19 protein-coding genes are annotated in these 22,547 nt (G+C 61.3%); 9 read left to right on the forward strand and 10 right to left on the reverse strand.

Annotated elements, in window-relative coordinates; all coding sequences use genetic code 11:
* Nucleotides 1–10: 10 nt before the first annotated feature.
* Genes CXQ82_RS08025 through mfd form a run of 3 tightly spaced genes read right to left on the reverse strand, consistent with a single transcriptional unit; the run spans nucleotide 11 to nucleotide 6,738 of the window.
* Nucleotides 11–2,701, reverse strand: a complete 2,691-nt coding sequence (locus tag CXQ82_RS08025; protein WP_101267718.1) for a DEAD/DEAH box helicase — start codon at nucleotides 2,699–2,701, stop codon at nucleotides 11–13.
* Between the two features lie 9 nt (nucleotides 2,702–2,710).
* Complete coding sequence (locus CXQ82_RS08030) at nucleotides 2,711–3,277, reverse strand: CsiV family protein (RefSeq protein WP_101267720.1); 567 nt, start codon at nucleotides 3,275–3,277, stop codon at nucleotides 2,711–2,713.
* Nucleotides 3,278–3,288: 11 nt separating this feature from the next.
* On the reverse strand, nucleotides 3,289–6,738 hold the full coding sequence (mfd, locus tag CXQ82_RS08035; protein ID WP_101267722.1) for a transcription-repair coupling factor: 3,450 nt from the start codon (nucleotides 6,736–6,738) through the stop codon (nucleotides 3,289–3,291).
* A 340-nt stretch (nucleotides 6,739–7,078) separates the two neighbouring features.
* On the opposite strand from mfd, the gene CXQ82_RS08040 reads away from it, so the two are divergent.
* Nucleotides 7,079–8,542, forward strand: a complete 1,464-nt coding sequence (locus tag CXQ82_RS08040; protein WP_101267724.1) for a glyceraldehyde-3-phosphate dehydrogenase — start codon at nucleotides 7,079–7,081, stop codon at nucleotides 8,540–8,542.
* A 182-nt stretch (nucleotides 8,543–8,724) separates the two neighbouring features.
* Here the strand turns inward: CXQ82_RS08040 and CXQ82_RS08045 are convergent, their stop codons facing one another.
* On the reverse strand, nucleotides 8,725–9,258 hold the full coding sequence (locus CXQ82_RS08045) for a chalcone isomerase family protein (RefSeq protein ID WP_101267726.1): 534 nt from the start codon (nucleotides 9,256–9,258) through the stop codon (nucleotides 8,725–8,727).
* A gap of 64 nt (nucleotides 9,259–9,322) precedes the next feature.
* Here CXQ82_RS08045 and CXQ82_RS08050 point away from each other — a divergent pair, with 64 nt between their 5' ends.
* Nucleotides 9,323–10,330: an FAD:protein FMN transferase gene (locus CXQ82_RS08050; protein ID WP_256581884.1), complete on the forward strand. Its 1,008-nt coding sequence runs from the start codon at nucleotides 9,323–9,325 to the stop codon at nucleotides 10,328–10,330.
* Nucleotides 10,331–10,518: 188 nt separating this feature from the next.
* Nucleotides 10,519–11,913 carry a Si-specific NAD(P)(+) transhydrogenase gene (sthA, locus tag CXQ82_RS08055; protein WP_016975273.1) on the forward strand — a complete coding sequence of 465 codons (1,395 nt, stop codon included), beginning with the start codon at nucleotides 10,519–10,521 and terminating at the stop codon, nucleotides 11,911–11,913.
* Between the two features lie 42 nt (nucleotides 11,914–11,955).
* Here sthA and CXQ82_RS08060 read toward each other — a convergent pair whose 3' ends face one another.
* A complete protein-coding gene (locus CXQ82_RS08060) occupies nucleotides 11,956–12,678 on the reverse strand; it encodes a glycerophosphodiester phosphodiesterase family protein (protein ID WP_101267728.1) in 723 nt (240 codons plus the stop codon).
* 44 nt (nucleotides 12,679–12,722) lie between these two features.
* Nucleotides 12,723–13,301, reverse strand: coding sequence for a PilZ domain-containing protein (locus tag CXQ82_RS08065; RefSeq protein ID WP_101267730.1), 579 nt, complete (start codon nucleotides 13,299–13,301; stop codon nucleotides 12,723–12,725).
* A gap of 94 nt (nucleotides 13,302–13,395) precedes the next feature.
* On the opposite strand from CXQ82_RS08065, the gene CXQ82_RS08070 reads away from it, so the two are divergent.
* From CXQ82_RS08070 to CXQ82_RS08080, 3 genes are read left to right on the forward strand one after another with little or no spacing between them, the layout of a single operon-like run.
* Nucleotides 13,396–14,646 carry a lipoprotein-releasing ABC transporter permease subunit gene (locus CXQ82_RS08070; protein ID WP_101267732.1) on the forward strand — a complete coding sequence of 417 codons (1,251 nt, stop codon included), beginning with the start codon at nucleotides 13,396–13,398 and terminating at the stop codon, nucleotides 14,644–14,646.
* A 7-nt stretch (nucleotides 14,647–14,653) separates the two neighbouring features.
* Nucleotides 14,654–15,337, forward strand: coding sequence for a lipoprotein-releasing ABC transporter ATP-binding protein LolD (gene lolD / locus CXQ82_RS08075; RefSeq protein WP_177409890.1), 684 nt, complete (start codon nucleotides 14,654–14,656; stop codon nucleotides 15,335–15,337).
* Nucleotides 15,338–15,396: 59 nt separating this feature from the next.
* Nucleotides 15,397–16,641 (forward strand): lipoprotein-releasing ABC transporter permease subunit, encoded by a 1,245-nt coding sequence (locus CXQ82_RS08080; RefSeq protein ID WP_101267735.1) that lies wholly within the window; start codon nucleotides 15,397–15,399, stop codon nucleotides 16,639–16,641.
* Between the two features lie 274 nt (nucleotides 16,642–16,915).
* On the opposite strand, the gene CXQ82_RS08085 is transcribed toward CXQ82_RS08080, so the two are convergent.
* Together CXQ82_RS08085 and CXQ82_RS08090 are read right to left on the reverse strand one after the other, a co-directional pair.
* Complete coding sequence (locus CXQ82_RS08085; protein ID WP_101267737.1) at nucleotides 16,916–18,262, reverse strand: heavy metal sensor histidine kinase; 1,347 nt, start codon at nucleotides 18,260–18,262, stop codon at nucleotides 16,916–16,918.
* The gene (locus CXQ82_RS08090; RefSeq protein ID WP_101267739.1) at nucleotides 18,259–18,939 is read right to left on the reverse strand and encodes a heavy metal response regulator transcription factor; all 681 of its coding nucleotides are present in this window, start codon (nucleotides 18,937–18,939) and stop codon (nucleotides 18,259–18,261) included. Before CXQ82_RS08090 ends, CXQ82_RS08085 begins: the two co-directional genes overlap by 4 nt.
* A 156-nt stretch (nucleotides 18,940–19,095) precedes the next feature.
* On the opposite strand from CXQ82_RS08090, the gene CXQ82_RS08095 reads away from it, so the two are divergent.
* Nucleotides 19,096–19,617: a plastocyanin/azurin family copper-binding protein gene (locus CXQ82_RS08095; RefSeq protein WP_101267741.1), complete on the forward strand. Its 522-nt coding sequence runs from the start codon at nucleotides 19,096–19,098 to the stop codon at nucleotides 19,615–19,617.
* Between the two features lie 66 nt (nucleotides 19,618–19,683).
* The gene (gene queF / locus CXQ82_RS08100; RefSeq protein WP_101267744.1) at nucleotides 19,684–20,514 is read left to right on the forward strand and encodes an NADPH-dependent 7-cyano-7-deazaguanine reductase QueF; all 831 of its coding nucleotides are present in this window, start codon (nucleotides 19,684–19,686) and stop codon (nucleotides 20,512–20,514) included.
* Between the two features lie 139 nt (nucleotides 20,515–20,653).
* Here queF and CXQ82_RS08105 read toward each other — a convergent pair whose 3' ends face one another.
* Nucleotides 20,654–20,920 (reverse strand): DUF4404 family protein, encoded by a 267-nt coding sequence (locus tag CXQ82_RS08105; RefSeq protein WP_101267746.1) that lies wholly within the window; start codon nucleotides 20,918–20,920, stop codon nucleotides 20,654–20,656.
* A gap of 110 nt (nucleotides 20,921–21,030) precedes the next feature.
* A complete protein-coding gene (locus CXQ82_RS08110) occupies nucleotides 21,031–21,639 on the reverse strand; it encodes a phosphatase (RefSeq protein WP_101267748.1) in 609 nt (202 codons plus the stop codon).
* Between the two features lie 206 nt (nucleotides 21,640–21,845).
* On the opposite strand from CXQ82_RS08110, the gene CXQ82_RS08115 reads away from it, so the two are divergent.
* Nucleotides 21,846–22,535: a VacJ family lipoprotein gene (locus CXQ82_RS08115; RefSeq protein ID WP_101267750.1), complete on the forward strand. Its 690-nt coding sequence runs from the start codon at nucleotides 21,846–21,848 to the stop codon at nucleotides 22,533–22,535.
* Nucleotides 22,536–22,547 lie beyond the last annotated feature (12 nt).

A 22,547-nucleotide genomic window follows, 5' to 3' on the forward strand; every position in this document is an offset into this window, starting at 1 on the left:
GATCCAACCGTCAACGCTTATCTGGCTTATGCGGTAACGGCGCAAACAACGCCTCGATATCCTCGTTGCCCAACTGCCAGTCCCCGGTCGTACGACCATCCAGCACACCCGCCGCCAGATCGGACTTTTCCTTCTGCAGGTGCTGGATTTTCTCCTCCACCGTGCCCCGCGCAATCATCTTGTAGACGAACACCGGTTTTTCCTGCCCGATGCGATACGCACGGTCAGTGGCCTGGTTTTCTGTAGCCGGGTTCCACCACGGATCGTAGTGGATCACCGTGTCGGCTTCGGTCAGGTTCAGGCCTACGCCACCGGCCTTCAGGCTGATCAGGAAAATCTGCAGTTTGCCGCTCTGGAAATCCTTCACCGGCGTGCGCCGATCACGGGTCTGGCCGGTCAGCAGTGCGTAGGCAACGCCGCGTTTTTTCAGTTCCACTTCGATCAGGCTGAGCATCGAGGTGAACTGGGAGAACAGCAAAATCCGCCGCCCTTCAGCAAACAACTCTTCCAGCATTTCCATCATGCTGTCGAGCTTGCCCGAACTGCTGCCGCGGCCGGGCAGGGTGGCATCGTTGACCAGGCGCAGGTCGCAACACACCTGGCGCAGCTTGAGCAGCGCTTCAAGAATGATGATCTGGCTGCGCGCTACGCCTTTGCGGGTAATCTCGTCGCGGACCTTTTTATCCATGGCCAGGCGCATGGTTTCGTACACGTCGCGTTGGGCTTCATTGAGGTCGACCCAGTGGATGATCTCGGTCTTGGGCGGCAATTCCGTCGCAACCTGCTCCTTGGTACGGCGCAGCAAAAACGGCTTTATCCGACCATTGAGGTGCTGTAGTCGCACGTCGCTAGCGCGCTTTTCGATGGGTACGCGGTAATCGCGGTTGAAGCTTTTTACATCACCCAGCCAGCCTGGCAGCAGGAAGTGGAACAGCGACCACAATTCGCCCAAGTGGTTTTCCAGCGGCGTACCACTCAGGCACAGGCGCTGTCGCGCATTCAGCTCGCGTGCGGCCTGAGCGGCTTTGCTCGACGGGTTCTTGATGTATTGGGCCTCATCGAGGATCAGCACATGCAAGGGCTGGGCGGCGAGGGTTTCGATGTCCTTGGGTAGCAGGGCATAGGTGGTCAGCAGCAGGTCATAGTCCTGCAGGCTTGCGAAATGTTTCTTACGCGTCGCGCCGTATAACGCCAGCACCTTGAGTTGTGGTGTGAAGTGCGCGGCCTCGTCCAGCCAGTTGGGGATCAGGCTGGTAGGCATCACCACCATGCAGGGTCGGTCCAGGCGCCCGGCGGCTTTCTCGCTGAGAATATGCGCCAGGGTCTGTAGGGTTTTGCCCAGGCCCATGTCATCCGCGAGGATCCCGCCGACATCCAATTGCCGCAGCGACTGCATCCAGCTCAGGCCTTCCAGCTGATACGGGCGCAGGGTCGCGTTCAGCCCTTCAGGCGCCTCGCAGGTGAAGCCCTTGATATCCCGCAGACGTTGGGCGAAGTTGCGGATCTTCTCGCCACCTTCCCATTGCAGCGGCAGGTCTTCCAGCGGGTTGAGACGGATCGCATCGGCCTTGGCCAGGCGCAGTGTGGTGGTGCCGGTTTCCTGTAGGTAAAACTCGCCAAGGGTTGCCAGTACCGGCTTTAACCGCCCGTAGGGCAAAGCTACTTGCAGTGGGCCGTGGCCGTTGGGCAGCCCGGGAATATTCACCAGGATCAGCTCATCGTCGCGGCGCCGGGCGAGTTTTTCCGGGTTGAGGATTTCGGTGTGGGAGCGCATCAGGTTGAGCAGGATCGGCAGCAGGCTCAGGCGTTCGCCATTGACGATGATGCCCAGCTCCAAGTCAAACCAGTCGCGCTCGGGGCCTTCATCGACGGTGGCGTACCAGTCATCGACCGCGCTCAGGTCAAAGCCGAAATCCTCATCGATCTGCAGCTCCCAGCCCTCGGCGCGCAAGGTCGGCGACGCATTGAGGGTGAAGTTCAGCCAGGCGCTGTCATTGACCATTTCGAACAGCTCGCCGGCACTTTCCGGCAGGGCCTTGCTTTGCCGCGTGGCGATCTTGAACCCCAGCAGGCGCAACTGCTCGCGATAGGGTTGCTCCAGCTCGGGATGCCGCTTGATCCGCAGGCTCTGGGTTTCCTGGCGGACGATGATGTCGGCGTTCTTTTGCCCGCTGACATAATTGCCGAGGTAGTTGAACGACAGTGCCGCACGGTGCTGGATATAGCGCTGCATCTTGCCGTTACGCGGTTCGAACGCGCTGAATTCGACGCTGGCCAGCCACAGGCGCGGCACCGGCCGCACCTCTTCCATGACCACTTGCGGGAGCACCACGCGGTTATCCAGCACGGCCTGCAGCTTCTCCAGCAACTCGGCGTCCTGGGCGGCGGCCGGGTAGGCCAGGGTTTCCTGGACCTTGAGCAGCACCGCCGCAATGTGTTTGCAGTTGGTGTGTACCGGGCACGTGCAGCGGCTGTCCACCAGGATCAACGTGCCCTTGGCCGATTCGCGCAACGAAATGGTCTGCCGGTAGACGTTGCCGCCCGAGCCTTCGCAACTGGCCAGGATGGTGCTGTCGCCGGACTCGACGATCCGCACGCGGTTCTCCAGCGCGTAACGCCGCCCACGCTCCAGGCTTTGCTCTTTGAAGCGATTGGCCCATGAAGGGGCCAGGGGTTTGGTCAGCGACGACGTCAGGGGCATGGCGCTGGATCAGTCCTGAATGTCGGGCGGTGGTGCGCTGGGGGGCTTGGCGGTCAGCGAAGTGATCTTGATCAGCAGTGCCAGGTGGCCGCCATCCAGGTAGTTGAGTTGGTTGTTCTTGGTGCGTACGTCGGTCTGGCTCAGGTGTTCGCTGGCTACCACGCTGCCATTGGCGTCGAACTGATTGATCCAGAAATTCGCATCGATATCGGTGAAGCGCCCCAGTTGCAGGTTCAACACGCCCTCAATGGGAAACTGGCCGAACTGCTCCTGGCCTTCGGTGATCGCCACTTTCACCGGTTGCTCGCCAAGGTTCTGTTCCCAGGCCTTGTGTGCCAGCACGGTGTAGCTGTTGTCGGCGCGCAGTTTGTCGACGATGTTGCCCAGGCGCGGCGGGCTCGTTTTGTCGCCCAGGCGCACGGCGCCGGCATCCCAGTTTTCCGGAGCGGGGCGGCTGCTGATCACCGGTTCGGCGTTCTGGCGCACCAGGATCATTTCTACCTGGTACGGGCTGTCGGCGAACGCCGCCGGTGCCACTACCACCAACATCAGGCTCAAAATGCGGAACAGGCGCATTGGGGCGTCCTTCAAGCAGATTTCGGGATGAGGCGCTCGAACAACGCCTCCAATGTATTAAAGCGTTCTTCGGCGCGTTCCATCGGCACCATGAATTTGAACAGCGTAGCCCCTTCGAACTTGTAGCGGTTGGGCTGGCCCTGGATCAGCTTGATCAGCACCAGTGGGTCCACCGGTGTCTGCGCTTCGAATTCGATGCGCCCACCCTGCGGCCCGGCGTCGACCTTCTTGATGCCCAACTGTTCGGCCTGCAATTTAAGCAGGGTCAGGCGCACCAGATTCTTGGTCGGTTCCGGCAGCAAGCCGAAACGGTCGATCATCTCCACCTGCAGGTCCTTGAGGCCTTCTTCGTCGGTGGCCGAGGCGATGCGCTTGTACAGGATCAGCCGCGCATGCACGTCCGGCAGGTAGTCTTCGGGAATCAACGCCGGCAAACGCAGGTTGATTTCCGGGCCACCACCCAGGGGTTGGTCGAGGTTCGGTTGCTCGCCCTTGCGGATGGCTTTCACCGCGCGCTCGAGCATCTCCATATACAAGGTGAAACCCACGGCCTGGATCTGCCCGCTCTGGCCGTCACCCAGCAGTTCGCCGGCGCCACGGATTTCCAGGTCGTTGGTGGCCAGCACAAAGCCGGCGCCCAGGTCCTGGGTATTGGCGATTGCTTCCAGGCGCTTTTCCGCGTCGGAGGTGATCTGTTGGCGCGGTGGCGTCAGCAGGTAGGCATACGCCTGGTGGTGGCTGCGACCTACGCGGCCGCGCAGTTGATGCAGTTGGGCCAGGCCGAACTTGTCGGCACGTTCGATAATGATGGTGTTGGCGCTCGGCACGTCGATGCCGGTCTCGATGATGGTCGAGGCGATCAGCACGTTGAAGCGCTTGTGGTAGAAGTCGCTCATCACCTGTTCGAGTTCGCGCTCGCGCATCTGCCCGTGGCCGATGGCAATGCGCGCTTCGGGCACCAGTTCGGCGAGGTCGGCGGCGCATTTCTCGATGGTTTTCACGTCGTTGTGCAGGTAGTACACCTGGCCGCCACGGAGCAATTCGCGCAGCAGCGCTTCCTTGACCGTGCTTTTGTTCTGCTCCATCACGAAAGTGCGCACCGACAGGCGTCGCGCCGGCGGCGTGGCGATAATCGACAGGTCGCGCATGCCCGACACCGCCATGTTCAGGGTGCGTGGGATCGGCGTCGCGGTGAGCGTAAGAATATCGACTTCACTGCGCAGGGCCTTGAGCTGTTCTTTCTGGCGTACACCAAAGCGGTGTTCTTCGTCGATGATCACCAGGCCCAGGTTCTTGATCTTCACGTCGTCCGACAGCAGCTTGTGGGTGCCGATCACGATGTCGATCTTGCCTTCGGCGAGGTCGGCGACGGCGGCATTCACTTCCTTGGCGGATTTGAAGCGGCTCATCACTTCCACGGTCACCGGCCAGTCGGCGAAGCGGTCGCGGAAGCTGTTGTAGTGCTGCTGCGCCAGCAGGGTGGTCGGCACCAGGATCGCCACCTGGCGGCCGCCGTGCACCGCAATAAAGGCGGCGCGCATGGCCACTTCGGTCTTGCCGAAGCCGACGTCGCCGCACACCAGGCGGTCCATCGGCTTGGGCGCGAGCATGTCGGCGCGCACGGCTTCGATGGTGGTTTGCTGGTCCGGGGTTTCCTCGAAGGCAAACCCGGCGCTGAAGGTGGCGTAGTCGGCTTTTGGGTCGGCGAAGGCATACCCTTCGCGCGCTGCTCGGCGGGCATAGATGTCGAGCAACTCGGCGGCCACGTCGCGCACTTGTTCGGCGGCCTTGCGCTTGGCTTTCTGCCAGGTCTCCGAGCCCAGACGGTGCAACGGCGCCAGCGCATCATCGCTGCCGGTGTAGCGGGCGATCAGGTGCAGGTTGGCCACCGGCACATAGAGCTTGGCGCCCTCGGCGTATTCCATGGTGAGGAATTCGGCGGCCTGGTTATCGATCTCCAGGGTCTGCAGGCCCAGGTAGCGGCCGACACCGTGGTCGATATGCACCACCGGCGCGCCTTCACGCAGCTCTGTGAGGTTCTTGATCACCGCGTCGTTGTTGGCGTCGGCGCGTTTTTCACGGCGGCGGCGCTGCATCACGCGCTGGCCGAACAGCGGGCTTTCGGCGATCAGTGCCAGCGCCGGGTCGTCGAGCAGCAGGCCTTCATCCAGCGGCGCGATGGTGATCGCCAGGCGGTCGGTGCTTTTTACGAAGTCCGGCCAGCTGTCGACGGTTTTCGGCCGCAGCTTGAGGCGTTCGAGCAGTTCCAGCAGCACTTCGCGGCGCCCGGCGGACTCGGCGGTAAACAGCACGCGCCCCGGGAAGTCGCCGAGGAAGTTGGACAGCGCTTCCAGCGGCTGGGTGGCCTTGGCCTGGATCGCCAGATCCGGCAGCGCCCCGGCGGGGAAACGTTCGCGGCCACTGCCGGCTTCCACGTCCTGTTGGCTGGCGACCACACGCGGCCAGCTTTTCAGGCGCGCGAAGCAGTCTTCCACCGGCAGGAACAGCTCGGCGGGCGGCAATAAAGGCCGGGACGGATCGACGCGGCGCTCTTCATAGCGGTTGCGCACGTCGTTCCAGAAGTTTTCTGCCGCCTGTTCGATGCCTGGCAGCGAGAACACCTGGGTGTCCTGGGGCAGGTAATCGAACAGGGTGGAGGTTTCATCGAAGAACAGCGGCAGGTAGTACTCGATACCGGCCGGTGTAATCCCGCTGCTCAAATCCTGGAAGATCGGGCAGCGGCGGAAGTCCACGTCGAAGCGTTCGCGAAAGCGTGCCTTGAAGCGCGTGACCGCGTCTTTTTGCAGCGGGAATTCCCGCGCCGGTAGCAGCTTGATCGATTCGACCTTGTCGATGGAGCGCTGGTTTTCCGGATCGAAGGTGCGCAGGGTCTCGATTTCGTCGTCGAACAGGTCGATGCGGTAAGGCAACTTGCTGCCCATCGGGAACAGGTCGATCAGTGCACCGCGCACTGCGAACTCGCCGTGCTCGTAGACCGTGTCGACGCAACGGTAGCCGCTGGCTTCCAGGCGCGTGCGCATCTGCTCCACATCGAGTTTCTGGCCGATATCCAGCACCAGGCTGCTGCCCAGCAGGAACTTGGTCGGCGCCAGGCGATGCAGGGCCGTGGTGATCGGCACCACCAGCACGCCGTGGGCCAGTTCCGGCAGGCGGTACAGGCTGGCGATGCGCTGGGAAATGATGTCCTGATGCGGTGAGAACAGGTCGTAAGGCAGGGTTTCCCAATCGGGAAAATGCAGCACCGGCAAATCGGGGGCGAAGAAGCTCAGCTCCTGCTCCAGCCGCTCGGCGCTTTGGCTGTCGGCGGTAAGCAGCAGGGTAAAGCGCTTGGCTGCGCTGGCAGCCTCGGCGATGGCCAGGCTCAGGGCGGCACCGGGCAGGTTGCCCCAGTGCTGTTTACCTGCCGCGGCAGGGAGAAGCGGTAGACGCAGAACGGGCACGGAAGGTTGAGCTCCAAGCGTTGCGACAAAGTCGGTAATTGTAACGGCCCGAGGTGCCGCCTGTCAGTTGCTGACTGAGCCTATTACGGTTTGTAGGAAATGTAGTGGCTAAGACAAACAATGGCGCATTTTGACTCAATATGTAGTGCCATTTTACGCGTAAGTTTTGGAGAGTTACGGACAAGTCGGCGTAGGCGCTTCACTAGTGGCCTTCTGGAACCCGCGTATTTGCTGGGCTGTAGCGGGGTGTTGATTTTTGGCAAGGGGTTTTTGTTGGGTGGCGCGCATTGCTCCGAGGGCAGTCGGGCGGCATAATGTAGCCCCTTTTTTCAGCCCCTACATGTGGAAGGTTCCCGTGACTCAGAAGCCCGACCAGTGTCTTGGTGAATGGATCGACCGTGAAGCACTCGCAGAAGCGATGATCCCGCTTATCGGTCAGCTGTACCGCAATAATAATGTGGTGAGCTCGATCTATGGCCGCAGCCTGATCAACCAATCAGTCATCGCGATTCTCAAGGCGCATCGCTTTGCTCGCCATCGTTCTGCCGACGACAGCGAACTCTCCGTCCACGAAACATTCCCTCTGCTTAAAGCCATGAGCGAGCTCAAGCTCGGCGCGGCTTCGGTAGACCTGGGCAAGCTGGCCTACAAATTTCGCAAAGAAGGCGCCGGCCGCAGCGCCGAGCAGTTCGTGCGTGAAGAAATGGCCGATGTGGTTGGCCAGCAAAACGCCGCTGCCCGCAAAGGCACCGACGTTGTGCTGTACGGCTTCGGCCGTATCGGCCGCCTGCTGGCGCGCATCCTGATCGAAAAAACCGGTGGTGGCGACGGCCTGCGCCTGCGTGCCATCGTGGTGCGCAAAGGCGCCGAGAATGACCTGACCAAGCGCGCCAGCCTGCTGCGTCGCGATTCGGTCCACGGCCCGTTCAACGGCACCATCGTCATCGACGAAGAAAACAACACCATCACCGCCAACGGTAACCTGATCCAGGTGATCTACGCGAAGAACCCGACTGAGGTGGACTACACCCAGTACGGCATCAAGGACGCCCTGCTGGTGGACAACACCGGCGTATGGCGTGATGCCGAAGGCCTGGGCCAGCACCTGGCCTGCCCGGGTATCGACCGCGTTGTCCTGACCGCACCGGGCAAGGGCAAGCTGAAGAACATCGTGCATGGCATCAACCATGGCGAAATCACTGCTGACGACAAGATCGTGTCCGCCGCTTCCTGCACCACCAACGCCATCGTGCCGGTGCTGAAGGCTGTGAATGACAAGTTCGGCATCGTTAACGGCCACGTCGAAACCGTTCACTCGTACACCAACGACCAGAACCTGATCGACAACTTCCACAAGGGCGATCGCCGTGGCCGTAGCGCCGCGTTGAACATGGTGATCACCGAGACCGGTGCTGCCACCGCTGCCGCCAAGGCCCTGCCTGAACTGGCCGGCAAGCTGACCGGTAACGCGATTCGCGTACCGACGCCGAACGTGTCGATGGCCATTCTCAACCTCAACCTTGAGAACGCCGCCACCCGTGAAGAGATGAACGAGTACCTGCGCTACATGGCGCTGCACTCCGATCTGCACAAGCAAATCGACTTCGTCAACTCGCAGGAAGTGGTCTCCACCGACTTCGTTGGCTCGCGCCACGCTGGTGTGGTGGACGCTGAGGCGACCATTAGCCAGGACAACCGCGTTGTGTTGTACGTTTGGTACGACAACGAGTTCGGCTACAGCTGCCAGGTGGTTCGCGTGATGGAAGACATGGCTGGGGTCAACCCGCCTGCGTTTCCGCGCTAAGCATTAGCGGTAAGTGAAAAAGCCCCGACTGGTTCGGGGCTTTTTTGTGGTCATAAGGTTTGTGGTGGCTGTAAGGGCCTCTTCGCGAGCAAGCCCGCTCCCACATTTAACCGCGTATATCCTGAAGAAATACGGTTGAATGTGGGAGCGGGCTTGCTCGCGAAGGCGGTAGTCGAGCCTCCTCAATTCAGTAGTTTGTCGCGCAGGCTGTCGGACAACCCCTTGGGCGCCAGCCAGATCCCCAGGTAGGCCCTGGCCAACTCATCATCGCGACTGCTAAACACCACCTGCCCATTAATCTCCAGGTTCAACCCACGCCCTGGCCGAAAATCCAGTGCATAGCGATCGCCACTGCGGATATTACGAAAGCTGGCATGCAGCTTTTCAATCTCGGCCCTCAGGCGTTCGCTGGCTTGCTGGCGCTCCAGGGTCGCTGTGGCAGCTTTGATCACATCGCTGCGATCGATATCGCGAAAGTAATACAGCTCCAGGCGCAGCGCCTTCTGCTGGTTCCAGGCCTGCCTGGCGCTCAAATCCTTCGGGGCATACAGCGCCGCTGCGTACACATCGGCCCAGAGGTAGGTGAGCACCGCCTGGTTTTTCAGCGCAAGTTCCTGGGACTGTGCCGGGAAGCCGGCTTGCTTGAGTCGATCCGCTTCATTGGCTTGCACCGTGAGCGACAACATCAGCAATAAAGCGATAACTACATGTCGCATAATGGCTCGTCCTGAAAGGGTGCGTGCCTACAGGTTAATTCAATTTTCGGCAGTGGCAGGGGTTATGGGCAAACTGCGTCAAATGGCGATGGGCTGCGGGTTCGCGTTGCTGGCCGGGTGCGGCGACGGGTTAGAGCAGTTTGGCGGCCCGACCATGGGCAGTACCTATTCGATCCAGTACGTCAGAACAGCGAGCAGCCCGAGTACGAAAGAGCTTCAGCGCCAAGTGGAAAGCATTTTGGGGGAGTTCGACCGGCAACTGTCCACCTACCGCAGCGACTCTGTGATCGAGGGCTTCAACCGCCTGCCGGCGAACAGCTGCCAGGCGATGCCCGAGCCGGTGCTGCAGCTGGTACGCACCGGCGAGCAGTTGTCCCAGGCCAGCGCTGGCGCGTTTGACCTGACGGTGGAGCCGCTGCTGAACCTGTGGGGCTTCGGCCCCCAGGCACGCGCGCTGAAGGTGCCGGATGTACAGGCACTGGCGCAGGCCCACCAGCGGGTCGGCCACCAGCACCTGCGTATCGACGGCGAGCAGTTGTGCAAGGATGCCGCCGTCGAAGTCGACTTCAACAGCATCGCTGCGGGCTACGCGGTGGACCGGATCGTCGCTTTGCTGGGTAGCCAAGGCATCCACAGCTACCTGGTCGAAGCCACCGGCGAACTCAAGGCCGCCGGGCGTAAACCCGACGGCTCGGCGTGGCGTATCGCCCTCGAAGAACCGCGTGATGATCAGCAGGTGGCAGAGAAAATCATCGCCGTGGATGGCGTTGGTGTGTCCACATCAGGTGACTATCGCAATTATTTCCAGCAGGATGGTCGGCGTTATTCGCACACACTGGATGCGCGGACCGGCGCGCCGATCACCCATCGACTGGCGTCGGTGACGGTGCTTCATCCTTCGGCGCTGGCGGCCGATGGCCTGTCGACGTTATTGCTGATCCTCGGGCCTGAGCAAGGCTGGGCCTACGCCGAACAGCAGCACATCGCCGCGTTTTTTGTGATGCGTGAGGGGGAGGGTTTCGTCACACGTAGTAACAAGGCATTCGAGCAGTTGACGGCGGCAAAACCGTAATCAGCGCCCTGTAGTAAAGGCAATACTGGCCTACGACGCGACCAAGGGTTAATGTGCGCGGCGTTGAGCCTTATATAGACTGTGCCCCGGTTCACACACTTGAGCCAAATTGTCCTTCATGACCGCTGGCCGCGGCATGATTTAGCCCGGCGTCCAACCGTACGCCTGGCCTGTTCTGAGGAGTACGCATGGCTGTCTACAACTACGACGTGGTGGTACTGGGTTCCGGCCCAGCTGGAGAAGGTGCGGCGATGAACGCCGCGAAGGCAGGGCGCAAGGTGGCGATGGTCGATAGCCGTCGCCAGGTCGGCGGTAACTGCACCCACCTGGGTACCATCCCGTCCAAGGCCTTGCGTCACTCGGTCCGCCAGATCATGCAGTTCAACACCAACCCGATGTTCCGGGCCATTGGTGAGCCGCGCTGGTTCTCGTTCCCGGACGTGTTGAAAAGCGCCGAGAAAGTCATCTCCAAACAAGTTGCCTCGCGTACCGGCTACTACGCCCGTAACCGCGTCGACCTGTTCTTCGGCACCGGCAGCTTCGCCGACGAGCAAACCATCGAAGTGGTCTGCCCCAACGGTGTGGTTGAAAAGCTGGTGGCCAAGCACATCATCATCGCCACCGGTTCGCGCCCGTATCGCCCGGCGGACATCGATTTCCACCACCCGCGTATCTACGATAGCGACACCATCCTGAGCCTGGGCCACACCCCGCGCAAACTGATCATCTACGGCGCCGGGGTGATCGGCTGTGAATACGCCTCGATCTTCAGCGGCCTGGGTGTACTGGTGGAGTTGGTGGACAACCGTGACCAGCTGCTGAGCTTCCTTGACTCGGAAATTTCCCAGGCGTTGAGCTACCACTTCAGCAACAACAACATCACCGTGCGCCATAACGAAGAGTATGAGCGGGTCGAAGGCCTGGACAACGGGGTGATCCTGCACCTCAAGTCCGGCAAGAAGATCAAGGCCGACGCCTTGCTGTGGTGCAACGGGCGTACCGGCAACACCGACAAGCTGGGCATGGAAAACATCGGCGTCAAGGTCAACAGCCGTGGCCAGATCGAAGTCGACGAGAACTACCGCACCTGCGTGGCCAACATCTACGGCGCCGGTGACGTGATCGGCTGGCCAAGCCTGGCCAGTGCGGCGCATGACCAGGGCCGTTCGGCCGCTGGCAGCATTGTCGACAACGGCAGCTGGCGCTATGTGAACGACGTGCCGACCGGGATCTACACCATTCCCGAGATCAGCTCGATCGGCAAGAACGAACACGAACTGACCAAGGCCAAGGTGCCTTACGAAGTGGGCAAGGCGTTCTTCAAGAGCATGGCGCGTGCACAGATCGCTGGCGAGCCGCAGGGCATGCTGAAGATTCTGTTCCACCGTGAAACCCTGGAAGTCCTCGGCGTGCATTGCTTCGGCTACCAAGCCTCGGAGATCGTGCACATTGGCCAGGCGATCATGAACCAGCCGGGTGAACTCAATACCCTCAAGTATTTTGTAAACACCACGTTCAACTACCCGACCATGGCCGAAGCCTATCGGGTAGCGGCCTACGACGGCCTCAACCGGCTTTTTTGAGCGGCTCCGGCCGGTGGCCTGAGCCGGCCGGGGAGACCGATTTCAGTAATTCCCGAGGGTGGCAGTGGCCAAACCGGGAAAGTCTGTAATCAGGCTATCTACGCCGAAGTCGGCGAGCCTGCGCATCAGCGCAGGTTCGTTGACTGTCCACACGGACACGTGCAAACCCTGGCGCTGGGCTTTTTCCAGACGCTCGGGGGTGCACAACGTCCAGTTCAACGCCAGATACTCACAGCCATAGTTCTGCGCGACCTTCAACGGGTCGAGCCAGGCGTATTCGGCGACCAGGCCGCGTGACAGGTCCGGAGTGAGTTCAACCGCGGCTTTCAACACTTCCCGCGAGCTTGAGGTCACGGTGACCTTGTCCATCAGGCCAAAGCGTACGGCCATTTCGCGGATCGCCAGCACGGTAGTCGCGGCGCGGGTGCGTGAGGCGCTTTTGACTTCCAGTTGCCAGTGATCGAAATCACATTTTTCGAACAGCTCTTCCAGGCGCGGAATCGGGCACGGCTTGACCCAACCCGGGCCGCCCTTGCGCGCGTCCATCTTCACCAGGTCTGCCGCCGAGTACTCGACGACTTTGCCGCGCCGGTCGGCGGTGCGCTTGAGGGTCGGGTCGTGGATGACCATCAACTCGCCGTCCATGGACAGGTGCAAGTCCAGCTCGCAACGGCGTACACCGTGCTTGAGGCACTCTTGAAAGCTGGTCAGGGTGTTTTCCGGTGCTTCGCCTTTGGCACCGCGGTGGCCATAAATCAGGGTCACAGTTGCTCCTTTGCGCCAGGCTGGCTGGCGTAGTCAATACGTATTCAGAGGTCGTCGCTTTGTTCTCGGGCCAGGCGGCGTTCCTGTGCCTGTTTCTGCAGGATGTAGCGCGCGAGCAATTGGCGTTGGGCGTCGGTCATGGATTCGAACTCGGTGCCGACGTCAAAGCCTGTGCCCTTGGGATCGCAATGGGTAACCCGCGCGCGCAGCAGCAGGCCGAGCGCCTGGGGCATCAGCACCAGCTTGACCGCCAGGTGCGCACCGGCCGGCAGGGGCGTGGGGTGCTGGAAGTCGATGCCGCCTTCGGAGATGATCACCGGCTGTGGCGCGCCGACTTCGTCCAGCAGGCCGCGCGCCATGATCTGGCTGAGCAGGTCCAGGCGTTTGTTCTGCACGCGCAGGAAGGCGGCGAGGGTGCGATCCTTCTCGCTGAGCTGGCGCAACAGGTGCTGGGCTTCGAATTCGCTCAGGTGCAGTTCACTGAGCAGATTGAAGAGTGGGGAATCATCCAGCAACACTTCCTTGCTCGCCGCTTCGGGGGCAGACAGGCTTTTGATTTGAAGTGCGATCATGTCGTCGATACGGTAGTATTCGCGGCGTTCTTCTTCATCTAATGTCGACATGGCGAACCCCAGGTAACGGTAATGGTCTGAGTGTAAAGCTGCTTACCAGACCCCGCCACCGGGACGTCTTCTTTTCCTCCGAACAAGCCCCGACATGTTCAGACCTCTCTTCGTATTTATCGGCACGCGTTATACCCGTGCAAAGCGTCGCAATCATTTTGTGTCGTTCATTTCCTTGACCTCGATGATCGGGCTCGCCTTGGGCGTGGTCGTGATGATCGTGGTGTTGTCGGTGATGAACGGCTTCGATCATGAGATGCGCACCCGCGTGCTGGGCATGGTGCCCCACGCGACCATTGAGGGCGATGCGCCCATCAGTGACTGGCAAAGCCTGGCCGCCAAGGTCAAGCAGAACCCCAAGGTAGTGGCCGTTGCGCCGTTTACCCAGATGCAGGGGTTGCTGACCAACGACGGTAAGGTGCAGAAGATCCTGCTCAACGCCATCGACCCGGCCCAGGAGCGTAACGTCTCGATCATCGACAAGTTCATGCTGCAGGGCAAACTCGACGATCTGGCGCCCGGCAGCTTCGGCATTGTCATCGGCGACAAGGCGGCGGCCAAGCTCGGCGTGGGCCTCGGCGACAAGCTGACCTTCGTCGCGCCGGAAGTCACCGTGACCCCGGCCGGCATGTTCCCGCGCATGAAGCGCTTTACCGTGGTCGGCACCTTCCACGTGGGCGCCGGCGAAATCGATGGTTACCTGGGCCTGACCAACCTTACCGACCTCGCGCGCCTGCATCGCTGGCAGCCGGACCAGGTGCAGGGCTTGCGCCTGAAGTTCAACGACCTGTTCGACGCCCCGCGCGGCGCCTGGGAAATCGCCCAGCACCTGGGTGAATCGCAGTATTACGCCCGTGATTGGACCCGCACCCACGGCAACCTGTACCAGGCCATCCGCATGGAAAAAGCCATGATCGGCCTGCTGTTGCTGCTGATCGTGGCCGTGGCCGCGTTCAATATCATCTCCACGCTGGTGATGGTGGTGAACGACAAGAAGGGCGATATCGCCATCCTGCGTACCCTGGGCGCCACGCCGGGGCAGATCATGGCGATCTTCATGGTGCAGGGCACCGTGATCGGCGTGGTCGGCACCCTGATCGGCACTGCCGTCGGCATCCTGGCCGCATTGAATGTCAGCGCCGCCATCGCCGCGCTGGAGAAAGTCCTGGGCCACAAGTTCCTCAACGCCGACGTCTACTTCATCGACTACCTGCCGTCCCAGGTGCAAGCCCAGGACGTGTTGATGGTGGGCGGCGCCGCGTTGGTCTTGAGTTTCCTTGCCACCCTGTATCCAGCCTGGCGCGCGGCACGTACCCAGCCAGCACAGGCCTTACGTTATGAGTGAATCGGGCATGAGTGAAAAAGCAATCCTGAGCTGCCGCAACCTGGGCAAATCCTACGAGGAAGGCCCGGAATCCGTGGTGGTGCTGTCCAACCTGCAGTTGGAACTGCACCCGGGCGAGCGCGTGGCGATCGTCGGCAGTTCCGGCTCCGGCAAAAGTACCTTGCTCAACCTGTTGGGCGGCCTCGATACGCCGTCCCAGGGCAGCGTATGGCTGGCCGGCGAAGAACTCTCGGCCCTCGGTGAAAAAGCCCGTGGCCAGTTGCGCAACCGTTCGTTGGGTTTCGTCTACCAGTTCCACCACCTGCTGCCGGAATTCACCGCCCTGGAAAACGTGTGCATGCCGCTGCTGATCGGCAAGACCGCGATCCCGGAAGCCCGCCAACGCGCCAAGGCCCTGCTCGACCGCGTCGGCCTCGGCCATCGCCTGGAGCACAAGCCGGCCGAACTGTCCGGCGGCGAGCGCCAGCGTGTGGCCATTGCGCGTGCGCTGGTCAACAACCCGGGCCTGGTGATGCTCGACGAGCCTACCGGCAACCTCGACTCCCACACCGCCCAGGGCATCAAGGACTTGATGCTGGAACTGAGCACCCAGATGCGCACCGCGTTCCTGGTGGTGACCCATGACATGAGCATGGCCCGGCAGATGGACCGCGTGTTGCACCTGCAGGAAGGTCATCTGGTCGCCATCTGACCCGTTTCAAGCCCGGCGCCTGGCGCTGGGCTTTTTCATTTTTTCAACGGTGCCCGCGAATGTTCAGACCGTTATCGATTTTCATCGGCACGCGCTATACCCGCGCCAAGCGCCGCAATCGTTTTGTTTCATTTATCTCGATGACCTCGATGATCGGCCTCGCCCTGGGCGTGCTGGCGATGATCGTGGTGTTGTCGGTGATGAACGGCTTTCAGCGCGAAATGAGTTCGCGCATCCTCGGTATGGTGCCCCACGCCACTATCGTCGGCGTCAACCCGATTGATGATTGGCAGCCGGTGGCCGCTGCCGCGATGAAGAACCCGGAAGTCACTGCCGCCGTACCGTTCACACAGATGGATGGCATGTTTTCCTACAAGGGCGCCATGCAGCCGATCGAGATCAGCGGCGTCGACCCGGCCCAGGAAGGCAAGGTGTCGATCGTGGCCCAGCATATCGTGCGGGGCAAACTGGAGGACTTGAAACCCGGTGAGTTCGGTGTGGTGGTGGGGGAGATCACCGCGCGGCGGTTTCGCCTGAATGTGGGCGACAAGCTGACCCTGATCGTCCCGGAAATCAGCACCGCGCCGGGGGGTATCACTCCGCGCATGCAGCGTTTGAACGTGGTCGGTATTTTCAAGGTCGGTGCCGAGCTGGATGGCTCCATGGCCCTGATCCATATGGCTGACGCCGCAGAGATACAGCATTGGCAGCCAAACCAGGTGCAAAGCGTGCGCCTGGCGGTGAAGGACTTGTACGCGGCGCCCAAGGTGTCGACGGACATCGCCGGCAGCCTCGGCGCCGCTTACAAGGCTGACGACTGGACCCACACCCAGGGCAGCCTGTTCAGCGCGATGAAGATGGAAAAGACCATGATTGGCTTGTTGCTGCTGATGATCGTCGCCGTGGCGGCGTTCAATATCATCGCCACGTTGATCATGGTGGTGAACGACAAGGGCGCGGATATCGCTATCCTGCGTACCATCGGCGCCACGCCCCGGCAGATCATGGCGATCTTCATGGTGCAGGGCACGGTGATCGGCATTGTCGGCACCTTGATCGGCGGTGTGCTCGGCGTGATTGCGGCGCTGAATGTGAGTGAACTGGTGGGCTGGCTGGAGCGGGTGACCGGGCAGCATATCTTCAGTTCGGATGTTTACTTCGTCAGCAACCTGCCTTCGGAGCTGCAAGGTGGGGATGTGCTGCTGATTTGCACGGCCGGGTTTGTATTGAGCTTTTTGGCAACGCTTTACCCGGCGTATCGCGCGGCGAAGATTGAACCGGCGCATGCGCTGAGATATTCGTAAGGCTTTAGACCGCTATCGGGGGCAAGCCCCCTCCCACCTTTGAATGTGTTCACAGATCAAAATGTGGCAGGGGGCTTGTCTGGAATGCGGTCAAGTGTGGCCGATTGAGCGGGCGCATGCGCTGAGATATTCGTAAGGCTTTAGACCGCTATCGGGGGCAAGCCAGCTCCCACCTTTGAATGTGTTCACAGATCAAAATGTGGCAGGGGGCTTGTCTGGAATGCGGTCAAGTGTGGGAGGGGGCTTGCCCCCGATAGGGCCGGTACAGCTTGCATCAACCGACGGCTGGCAACTCAATCACAAACCGCGTCCACCCCGCCCCAGACTCACAATAAATCCGCCCCCCATGCGCCCGCACTATCGACTGGGTAATCGCCAGCCCCAGCCCCGCATGCTCGCTGCTGCCTTCATGGCGCGCCGGGTCAGCCCGGTAGAAGCGGTCAAACAACCTCGGTAACAATTGCGCTGGGATGCCTTCTCCGGTGTTTTCAACCGTGAGTGTCACGCCATCCACCATGCGTACCCGCACTTCGCCGCCCGCTGGGGTAAACCGCAGCGCGTTATCGAGCAGGTTCGACAGCGCCCGGCGCAACATACCGCGATCACCCAGGGTTTGCGCCGTGCCTTCGCGCACCAGCCTGACGTGAGCGTCCTCGGCCAGCAAGGCAAAGAACTCCAGTAACGCCTCGACTTCATCGGCCAGTGCCAAGGGTTCGCGCTTGGGCACCAGCAGCCCATGATCGGCCTTGGCCAGGTAGAGCATGTCGTTGACCAGTTGCGCCATCCATTGCAGCTCTTCGAGGTTGCTGTGCAGCGCCTCGCGGTAATCCTCCAGCGGGCGCGGCTGGGTGAGGATGACCTGGGTCTGGGTCAGCAGGTTCGACAGGGGCGTGCGCAGTTCGTGGGCGATGTCGGCGGAGAAGGCCGAAAGGCGCTGGAACGCGTCGTCCAGCCGACCCAGCATGGCGTTGAAGGCCTGCGCCAGCTCGGCCAGTTCGGCCGGCATCGGTTGTTGGGGCAGGCGCTGGGTCAGCGAGTGGGCCGAGACGCCAGCGGCCACTTCGCTCATGCGCCGCAGCGGCCGCAGCCCGCTGCGTGCGGCCCAGGCGCCCAGCAACGCGGTGGCCAGGGCCGAGAGGCCGACGGTGAGCCAGATCAAATGCTGCATGCGTTGCAGGAAATGCTGGTGGTGGGTGATGTCCAGCATCAGGCTCAGTTGTGGTGAATCCGCTTGGCCGGCCAGCAATGGCGCGTTGTACACCCGGTAATCGGTGCCGGCATTTTGCAGGCTGTGCAGGCCGGGCGCGGTGGGCAGGCTGACGTTGGGGGCGGTGTCCAGCCAGCGCCGGCCGGCGGCGGTGATGCGCAGGGCGAGGTCCGGTTGGCGGTTGAGTTCGGCGCGCAGTTGGGCTTCGCGTTGGGTGAAGGTCTCCGGCGAATCGACACCCTGCAAAGTGCTGCGCAGGGCGATGAGCTTGCTGTCGAGCAGTTGCTGGTCCAGCTCGATAAAGTGCGCCTCACTGGCGTGGTTGAACAGCACGCCGGCGAGCAGCGATACCACGGCGGTACACGCGGCAAACAGCAACGCCAAGCGGCTGGTCAGCGAAAGGTGCTTGATCAATGGAAGCGTTCCTCCAGCACATAACCCATGCCGCGCACGGTGTGGATCAGCTTGTTGGGGAAGTTGTCGTCGACTTTTAGGCGCAGGCGGCGGATCGCCACTTCGATGATGTTGGTGTCGCTGTCGAAGTTCATGTCCCACACCTGGGAGGCGATCAGCGACTTGGGCAGCACTTCGCCCTGGCGGCGCAGCAGCAGTTCCAGCAGGGCGAACTCCTTGGCGGTGAGGTCGATGCGCTGGCCGTCGCGTTCGACGCGGCGGCGAATCAGGTCCAGGCGCAGGTCGGCGAGTTGCAGTGCGGTTTCCTGGGGCGTGCTGTTGCCTCGGCGTAACAGGCTGCGTACGCGTGCCAGCAGTTCGGAAAAGGCGAAAGGCTTGACCAGGTAGTCGTCGGCACCCAGTTCAAGGCCATGCACGCGGTCTTCCACGGCGTCGCGGGCGGTGAGGAACAGCACGGGGATCTCCAGGCCGGCATTGCGCACCGCCTGGAGGATCTGCCAGCCGTCGCGGCCGGGCAGCATCACATCGAGGATCAGCAGGTCGTAATCCCCGGTGAGCGCCAAGTGCTGGCCGCTGGTGCCGTCGGCCACCAATTCGGTGGTAAACCCCGCTTCGGCCAGGCCCTGGCGCAAGTAGTGGCCGGTTTTCGGTTGGTCTTCGACGATCAGCAGTTTCATGGGCAACTCTTGGCAGCGTGTGGCGAGAGGCTTTATACCGTGGGTATCAGGCTGGGTGCGCAACCTGACAAAGTTGTAATCTAGCAGTCAGCTGGCTGGCAGCGGCGCCATCTTAGAGTGCTGCCCAAGCGTGTTACACACTTTTGGAGAACAGCGATGGCGTTGCGTACACCCCTGTTGTTGGCGGGCTGCCTGATGACATTGAGCTTATATGTGGCGGCCGATACGGCCCACACCTATGCATTCGGCCAGCCGGCAGCGGCGAGCAAGGCCACGCGTACGGTGGAAGTAACCCTGCAGGATATTTCCTTTTCGCCCAAGTCCCTTGACGTGAAAGCCGGTGAGACGGTGCGCTTTGTGCTGGTCAACAAAGGCCAGCTGCTGCACGAATTCAACCTGGGCGACGCGGCGATGCACGCCGAACACCAGAAGGAAATGTTGCAGATGCAGGCCAGCGGCATGCTCACCGCGACCGGCATGGGCAAGATGGACCACAGCGCCATGGGGCATGGCGATATGGGCGGCATGAAGCATGACGACCCCAACAGCGTATTGGTGGAACCGGGCAAGACCGCCGAGCTGACCTGGACCTTCACCCAGGCTACGGGCCTGGAGTTCGCCTGCAACCTTCCCGGGCACTACCAGGCGGGGATGGTCGGCAAGCTGACCGTTGAGTAAGGCGTTTCTTAAGGGCGGGAGCAAAGGCTGGTAGACTGGCGCGGTTTATTTAGCCAGGTTTCCGCCATGCATCCCGCAGCCGAACATTCGCCGCTGGGCAAGTCCAGTGAATACATCTCCACTTACACCCCTTCGTTGCTGTTCCCGATTCCGCGCGCCGCCAAGTGGGCCGAGCTGGGCCTGAGCGCCGAGACCCTGCCTTACAAAGGCGTGGATTTCTGGAACTGCTTCGAGTTGTCCTGGTTGCTGCCGTCGGGCAAGCCGGTGGTGGCCATCGGTGAATTCAGCATCCCGGCCGATTCGCCGAACATCATCGAATCCAAGTCGTTCAAGCTGTACCTCAACTCGCTGAACCAGACGGCGTTCGTCGATACCCAAAGCCTGGAAGCGACCCTGCGCACCGACCTCAGTGCGGCTGCCGGCAAGCCGGTGACTGTGCGCATCCGTAGCCTGGCCGAGGTCGAGGCCGAAGGTGTACTGGCTCTGCCAGGCGTGTGCATCGACGAGTTGGATATCAGTGTCAGCAATTACGAGCACCCGCGCCCGGAACTGCTGCGGTGCGATGAGTCGCGCATTGTCGAGGAGAGCGTGCACAGTCATTTGCTCAAATCCAACTGCCCGGTCACCAGCCAGCCGGATTGGGGCAGCGTGGCGGTGGAGTACCGCGGTTCGGCGCTGGACCACGCCAGCCTGTTGGAATATATCGTCAGCTTTCGCCAGCACTCGGACTTCCACGAGCAATGTGTGGAGCGCATCTTCCTGGACCTGCAGCGCCTGCTGAAGCCGGAGAAATTGACTGTGTATGCGCGGTATGTGCGGCGGGGCGGGTTGGATATCAACCCGTATCGCAGTACTGAGGCTACGCAGTTCCAAAACCTGCGCCTGGCTCGTCAGTAGCCTTCACCCAAAAACAAATAATGTGGGAGGGGGCTTGCCCCCGATAGCTGAGTGTCAGTCACAGCATGTGTGCCTGACCCGCCGCCATCGGGGGCAAGCCCCCTCCCACATTTGGACCTGCGTTTGGCTGACGAGAAAATTAGATCCCGATATTGCCCAAGGTAATCACAATATTGCGCAATGTCCCGGCAATGCCCGGGTGGTCCAATTCGAAGCCTTCTACCGCCCGGTTCACATCGTCGGCGATGCTTGGGGTTTGGGTGGCCGGTTCCAATTCAAGTTGCACTTCGAATTTGGCAATCAACTCTTCCAGCGCTTCACGCTTTTCTTCCGGCAGCGGAGGTTGCTGTTCCAACTGCCCGCGCAGGATCTCGACCTGTTCTTCCAACTTTTTGCGATCAGGCATGACGTTCTTCCTTTTATCGATAGGCACTGGCATAGACCGCGGCACGCCGAGAAAGGTCTACGGGCTGACCTGTAGATTAATCCACCGGCGCCGACTGTGCATGATCTCGATCAGGGCTTCTCGCCTTTGAGTTGGCGCAGGCTGATGTCGGCCAGGCAACTGCCGAGTTCGCCCAGGTGATCGATCACCGAGTGCACGCCCAGCGCGTACAGCGCCATGGTGGCCTTGCCGCGCTTGTGCTCGCGCTCCTGCTCGCTCAGTGCCTGCCATTGCTCGGGTGCCAGCCCGCACAGTGAGCCGCAGGACGCCAGGCCGATGGTCCACAGCCCTGCATTGAGCCCGGATTGCAGCAAGCGCGGTTCGCCGCTGACCAGCACGCAGCCTTCCAGGCGTTCGATGTTCAGTTCCATCAAGGCCTGCCAGCAAGCATGGGGTGCAGGCCAGCGAATGGCGGAGGGCGATGCGGCCTTCAGCCAGCCTGGGAGTGTGGCGGACAGCGGGAGGCTGACTTCGGGCGGCAGTTCATCCAGCCAGGCGCAGGGGACGCCTTGTTCCTTGAGGCTGCGCAGGATTTTCAGCGCGCCTGGCGTGGCCTGGGAATCAGGGGAGGGGGCATCGGTGCGGGCCTGGGAACCAAAGTCCACCAGGCAACCACTCAGCCCGAACAGAACAGCAGTCAAGGCGGGCGCGTTGGCGCTGGCAATTTCGGCGTGAGGCATTTCGACATCCCTGAAATAGCTTTGACGCTATCGGGGCGGGATGACAAATCGATGACAAAGCTGTGATGGCGGCGGTATTTGTAGGAATTTTGTGTGTTTGACGTATGACGTTTCCTGCATGCTGCCTAATTCAACACTTCCGTCATATACTGATCACCTTATTCAGGGCATAGCGCCCATGACAGACCATTCAAGGAGCAAAAGCTATGCGCTGGAGCCATTACTTCGCTCAGCTGTCGGTGTGTGCCACCGTCCTGCTGGCCCCATTCGCTGCCCAGGCTGCATCGGAAGATGACCCGTGGGAAAGCGTCAACCGTCCGATCTTCACCTTTAACGATACCGTTGATACCTACGCCCTCAAGCCATTGGCCCAAGGCTATCAGTTCGTGACCCCGCAATTCGTGCAGGACGGCGTTCACAACTTCTTCCGCAATATCGGCGATGTCGGCAACCTGGCCAACAACGTGCTGCAGCTCAAGCCGCATGCGGCGGGGGTAGACACTGCGCGTCTGCTGATGAACACCACCTTCGGTGTGCTCGGCTTTATCGATGTAGGCACCAAAATGGGGCTGCAGCGCAGCGACGAAGACTTCGGCCAGACCCTCGGCTACTGGGGCGTTGGCAGCGGTCCTTACGTGATGTTGCCGCTGCTGGGTCCAAGCACCGTGCGTGACGCGCCGTCCAAGTACGTGGACAGCTACACCCAGCCGTACCGCTACATGAACGATATTGGCTGGCGCAACAGCACCTTCGGCCTGAACATCGTCGACACCCGTGCCAGCTTGCTCGACAGCGAGAAGTTGATCACCGGTGACAAGTACACCTTTATCCGCAACGCCTACCTGCAGAACCGCGAGTTCAAGGTCAAGGATGGCAAGGTCGTCGACGACTTTTAAGCCGTGACACTT

The sequence above is a fragment of the Pseudomonas sp. S09G 359 genome, from assembly GCF_002843605.1.
Taxonomy (GTDB): Bacteria; Pseudomonadota; Gammaproteobacteria; order Pseudomonadales; family Pseudomonadaceae; genus Aquipseudomonas.